Origin of the sequence: Rhodanobacter geophilus, assembly GCF_040812275.1 — a bacterium.
Lineage (GTDB): Bacteria > Pseudomonadota > Gammaproteobacteria > Xanthomonadales > Rhodanobacteraceae > Rhodanobacter_A > Rhodanobacter_A geophilus.
The window spans coordinates 1-5,436 of the sequence record NZ_JBFOHL010000023.1; the positions used below are offsets into that span (position 1 = coordinate 1).

A 5,436-nucleotide genomic window follows, 5' to 3' on the forward strand; every position below is an offset into this window, starting at 1 on the left:
CGAGACTGTTGACGGCCTGAAAGAACGATGTAGAATGGGCGGCTCACCGGGACGAAATGTCCCCTGGCGGAAAGTTCCGCGGTGGCGTGATCTTTGACAGTGTGCACAGGTGAATTGTGTGGACGCCTTGCGCTGGCGAGTCGATGACTTGTCCAAGCAATGCAAGCGTCCCACCCAAATGAAAGTCAGTAATGAGTTTCACTGGTTGGGGTCACGCTTCAGAAAGACAGACGGCCGAGTTCGCAAGGACGAGGTTGTCGAAAACTTAAGTGAAGAGTTTGATCCTGGCTCAGATTGAACGCTGGCGGCATGCCTAACACATGCAAGTCGAACGGCAGCACAGGTAGCAATACCGGGTGGCGAGTGGCGGACGGGTGAGTAATGCATCGGGATCTACCCTGACGTGGGGGATAACCTCGGGAAACCGGGACTAATACCGCATACGTCCTACGGGAGAAAGCGGGGGACCTTCGGGCCTCGCGCGGCAGGACGAACCGATGTGCGATTAGCTAGTTGGTAGGGTAAAGGCCTACCAAGGCGACGATCGCTAGCTGGTCTGAGAGGATGATCAGCCACACTGGGACTGAGACACGGCCCAGACTCCTACGGGAGGCAGCAGTGGGGAATATTGGACAATGGGCGCAAGCCTGATCCAGCAATGCCGCGTGTGTGAAGAAGGCCTTCGGGTTGTAAAGCACTTTTATCAGGAGCGAAATACTACCGGCCAATACCCGGTGGGGCTGACGGTACCTGAGGAATAAGCACCGGCTAACTTCGTGCCAGCAGCCGCGGTAATACGAAGGGTGCAAGCGTTAATCGGAATTACTGGGCGTAAAGGGTGCGTAGGCGGTTCGTTAAGTCTGTTGTGAAATCCCCGGGCTCAACCTGGGAATGGCAATGGATACTGGCGGGCTAGAGTGTGTCAGAGGATGGTGGAATTCCCGGTGTAGCGGTGAAATGCGTAGAGATCGGGAGGAACATCAGTGGCGAAGGCGGCCATCTGGGACAACACTGACGCTGAAGCACGAAAGCGTGGGGAGCAAACAGGATTAGATACCCTGGTAGTCCACGCCCTAAACGATGCGAACTGGATGTTGGTCTCAACTCGGAGATCAGTGTCGAAGCAAACGCGTTAAGTTCGCCGCCTGGGGAGTACGGTCGCAAGACTGAAACTCAAAGGAATTGACGGGGGCCCGCACAAGCGGTGGAGTATGTGGTTTAATTCGATGCAACGCGAAGAACCTTACCTGGCCTTGACATGTCCGGAATCCTGCAGAGATGCGGGAGTGCCTTCGGGAATCGGAACACAGGTGCTGCATGGCTGTCGTCAGCTCGTGTCGTGAGATGTTGGGTTAAGTCCCGCAACGAGCGCAACCCTTGTCCTTAGTTGCCAGCGAGTAATGTCGGGAACTCTAAGGAGACTGCCGGTGACAAACCGGAGGAAGGTGGGGATGACGTCAAGTCCTCATGGCCCTTACGGCCAGGGCTACACACGTACTACAATGGTCGGTACAGAGGGTTGCAATACCGCGAGGTGGAGCCAATCCCAGAAAGCCGATCCCAGTCCGGATCGAAGTCTGCAACTCGACTTCGTGAAGTCGGAATCGCTAGTAATCGCAGATCAGCTATGCTGCGGTGAATACGTTCCCGGGCCTTGTACACACCGCCCGTCACACCATGGGAGTGAGTTGCTCCAGAAGCCGTTAGTCTAACCGCAAGGGGGACGACGACCACGGAGTGGTTCATGACTGGGGTGAAGTCGTAACAAGGTAGCCGTATCGGAAGGTGCGGCTGGATCACCTCCTTTCGAGAGCGACAGCGTCGCTCGTCGCGCAAGACGTCCACACAAGACACCTGTATTTCACGTAGCGTCCCAGGAAAGCTTTCCGGGTCTGTAGCTCAGGTGGTTAGAGCGCACCCCTGATAAGGGTGAGGCCGGTGGTTCGAGTCCTCCCAGACCCACCATGACCTGTGCACATCCTGCGCAAGAATCGCGCTTTCGGGTGCGGATTCCTAACCAGGCATGGGGCCATAGCTCAGCTGGGAGAGCACCTGCTTTGCAAGCAGGGGGTCGTCGGTTCGATCCCGACTGGCTCCACCACTGGTGACGGCGTGAAGACAAGCACACTGAAGATTTGAAGCGAGGCGGCGTTGAGGCCGTTCTTGTGTTCTTTGAAAACTGGCAAACGAGTGACAAGCGTCTTGGTTCGAACCGAACCGAGACACGTGTTGAGGCACGAACAGGTGGTTTGAAACGTGTAGCCCCGAGGCGACTTGGGGTTATATGGTCAAGCGACCAAGCGTATACGGTGGATGCCTTGGCAGTCAGAGGCGATGAAGGACGTGGCAGCCTGCGAAAAGTGTCGGGGAGCTGGCAACAAGCTTTGATCCGGCAATGTCCGAATGGGGAAACCCACCGCGCAAGCGGTATCCGTAACTGAATTCATAGGTTGCGGAAGCGAACCCGGGGAACTGAAATATCTAAGTACCCGGAGGAAAAGAAATCAACCGAGATTCCGTCAGTAGCGACGAGCGAACGCGGACTAGCCCAAAAGTGCACAGTGTTTTAGTCGAAGGGTCTGGAAAGGCCCGCCGCAGACGGTGATAGCCCGGTAGGCGAAAGGGCACCGTGCATGAAATTGAGTAGGGCGGGGCACGAGAAACCCTGTCTGAACATGGGGGGACCATCCTCCAAGGCTAAATACTCCTGACTGACCGATAGCGAACAAGTACCGTGAGGGAAAGGCGAAAAGAACCCCGGAGAGGGGAGTGAAATAGACCCTGAAACCGTATACGTACAAGCAGTGGAAGCCCGCAAGGGTGACTGCGTACCTTTTGTATAATGGGTCAGCGACTTACTGTCAGTGGCAAGCTTAACCGTCTAGGGGAGGCGAAGGGAAACCGAGTCTGAATAGGGCGCATAGTCTCTGGCAGTAGACCCGAAACCGAGTGATCTATCCATGGCCAGGTTGAAGGTGCGGTAACACGCACTGGAGGACCGAACCCACATCTGTTGCAATAGATGGGGATGAGCTGTGGATAGGAGTGAAAGGCTAAACAAACTCGGAGATAGCTGGTTCTCCTCGAAAGCTATTTAGGTAGCGCCTCGGACGAATCTTCCTGGGGGTAGAGCACTGTTATGGCTAGCGGGTCATCGCGACTTAGCAAACCATGGCAAACTCCGAATACCAGGACAGACTATCCGGGAGACACACGGCGGGTGCTAACGTCCGTCGTGAAAAGGGAAACAACCCAGACCCGCAGCTAAGGTCCCCAAGTTCTAGCTAAGTGGAAAACGATGTGGAAAGGCATAGACAGCCAGGAGGTTGGCTTAGAAGCAGCCATCCTTTAAAGAAAGCGTAATAGCTCACTGGTCGAGTCGGTCTGCGCGGAAGATTTAACGGGGCTAAGCTAGACACCGAAGCTCGGGGTGCACAGCAATGTGCGCGGTAGAGGAGCGTTCCGTAAGCCTGTGAAGGTGGATTGTAAAGTCTGCTGGAGGTATCGGAAGTGCGAATGCTGACATGAGTAACGATAATGCGGGTGAAAAGCCCGCACGCCGAAAGCCCAAGGTTTCCTCGCGCAACGTTCATCGGCGCAGGGTGAGTCGGCCCCTAAGGCGAGGCAGAAATGCGTAGTCGATGGGAAGCTGGTTAATATTCCAGCACTGGTCTGTAGTGCGATGTGGGGACGGAGAAGGTTAGGTCTACCGGGCGTTGGTTGTCCCGGGGAAAGGCAGTAGGTGGGATGCTTAGGCAAATCCGGGCATCCATACACCGAGCACCGAGACGAGCCCTTTTGGGCGAAGTGACTGATACCACGCTTCCAGGAAAAGCCACTAAGCTTCAGCTACAGCCAACCGTACCGTAAACCGACACTGGTAGGCAGGGTGAGAATCCCAAGGCGCTTGAGAGAACTCGGGTGAAGGAACTAGGCAAAATGGCACCGTAACTTCGGGAGAAGGTGCGCCCGCCGGTGTGGTCACATGCGTGACTGAGCACCAGCGGGTCGCAGTAACCTGGCCGCTGCGACTGTTTATCAAAAACACAGCACTCTGCAAACACGAAAGTGGACGTATAGGGTGTGACGCCTGCCCGGTGCTGGAAGGTTAATTGATGGGGTCAGCCGCAAGGCGAAGCTCTTGATCGAAGCCCCAGTAAACGGCGGCCGTAACTATAACGGTCCTAAGGTAGCGAAATTCCTTGTCGGGTAAGTTCCGACCTGCACGAATGGCGTAACGACAGCGGCGCTGTCTCCACCCGAGACTCAGTGAAATTGAAATCGCTGTGAAGATGCAGCGTTCCCGCGGCAAGACGGAAAGACCCCGTGAACCTTTACTATAGCTTTACACTGAACGTTGAGTTCTTCTGTGTAGGATAGGTGGGAGGCTACGAAACCGAGACGCCAGTTTCGGTGGAGCCATCCTTGAAATACCACCCTGAAGTGCTTGACGTTCTAACCTCGGCCCGTAATCCGGGTCAGGGACCGTGTATGGTGGGTAGTTTGACTGGGGCGGTCTCCTCCCAAAGAGTAACGGAGGAGCACGAAGGTACGCTCAGCGCGGTCGGACATCGCGCACTGTGTGCAAAGGCATAAGCGTGCTTGACTGCAAGATCGACGGATCAAGCAGGTACGAAAGTAGGTCTTAGTGATCCGGTGGTTCTGTATGGAAGGGCCATCGCTCAACGGATAAAAGGTACTCCGGGGATAACAGGCTGATACCGCCCAAGAGTTCATATCGACGGCGGTGTTTGGCACCTCGATGTCGGCTCATCACATCCTGGGGCTGTAGCCGGTCCCAAGGGTATGGCTGTTCGCCATTTAAAGTGGTACGCGAGCTGGGTTCAGAACGTCGTGAGACAGTTCGGTCCCTATCTGTCGTGGGCGTTGGAGATTTGAGGGGGGCTGCTCCTAGTACGAGAGGACCGGAGTGGACGTTCCGCTGGTGTTCGGGTTGTCATGCCCATGGCATTGCCCGGTAGCTATGAACGGAAGCGATAACCGCTGAAAGCATCTAAGCGGGAAGCGCGCCCCAAGATGAGATCTCCCGAGAGTTCAACTCTCCTGTAGGCACCATTTAGACTAAGTGGTTGATAGGCGCGGTGTGGAAGTGCAGCAATGCATTGAGCTTACGCGTACTAATGAGCCGTGCGGCTTGACCATATAACCCCAAGTGGCCTTCGCCACGTGCCGGTTCCCGCAGAACCCGGACGCTTGTCACTCGTTTGCCCATGAATTGAAGCCGGCGCGCCTGCGCTGCTTCAACCCCTTCCCTGGCGGCCATAGCGCTGTGGTCCCACCCGATCCCATCCCGAACTCGGAAGTGAAACGCAGCCGCGCCGATGGTAGTGTGCACCTCGCATGCAAGAGTAGGTCACCGCCAGGGGCTTTATCCCTCAAACGCCCTCACCTTCCCCGGTGAGGGCGTTTGCTTTT

The 5,436-nt window shown here is 55.9% G+C and carries 2 tRNA genes and 3 rRNA genes; all 5 read left to right on the top strand.

Annotated features, from left to right (window positions below):
• The first annotated feature begins 266 nt into the window (after nt 1-266).
• The 5 genes from ABQJ56_RS16835 to rrf all read left to right on the top strand — a co-directional run bounded on the left by ABQJ56_RS16835 (nt 267) and on the right by rrf (nt 5,386).
• Nucleotides 267-1,807 (top strand): 16S ribosomal RNA (locus tag ABQJ56_RS16835).
• Nucleotides 1,808-1,888: 81 nt separating this feature from the next.
• Nucleotides 1,889-1,965 (top strand) — tRNA-Ile (locus ABQJ56_RS16840).
• A 60-nt stretch (nt 1,966-2,025) separates the two neighbouring features.
• A tRNA-Ala gene (locus ABQJ56_RS16845) sits at nt 2,026-2,101 on the top strand.
• 185 nt (nt 2,102-2,286) lie between these two features.
• Nucleotides 2,287-5,163 (top strand): 23S ribosomal RNA (locus ABQJ56_RS16850).
• Between the two features lie 109 nt (nt 5,164-5,272).
• Nucleotides 5,273-5,386 (top strand): 5S ribosomal RNA (gene rrf / locus ABQJ56_RS16855).
• The 16S, 23S and 5S rRNA genes sit together here with 2 tRNA genes alongside, the layout of an rRNA operon.
• The last annotated feature ends 50 nt before the right edge of the window (nt 5,387-5,436 follow it).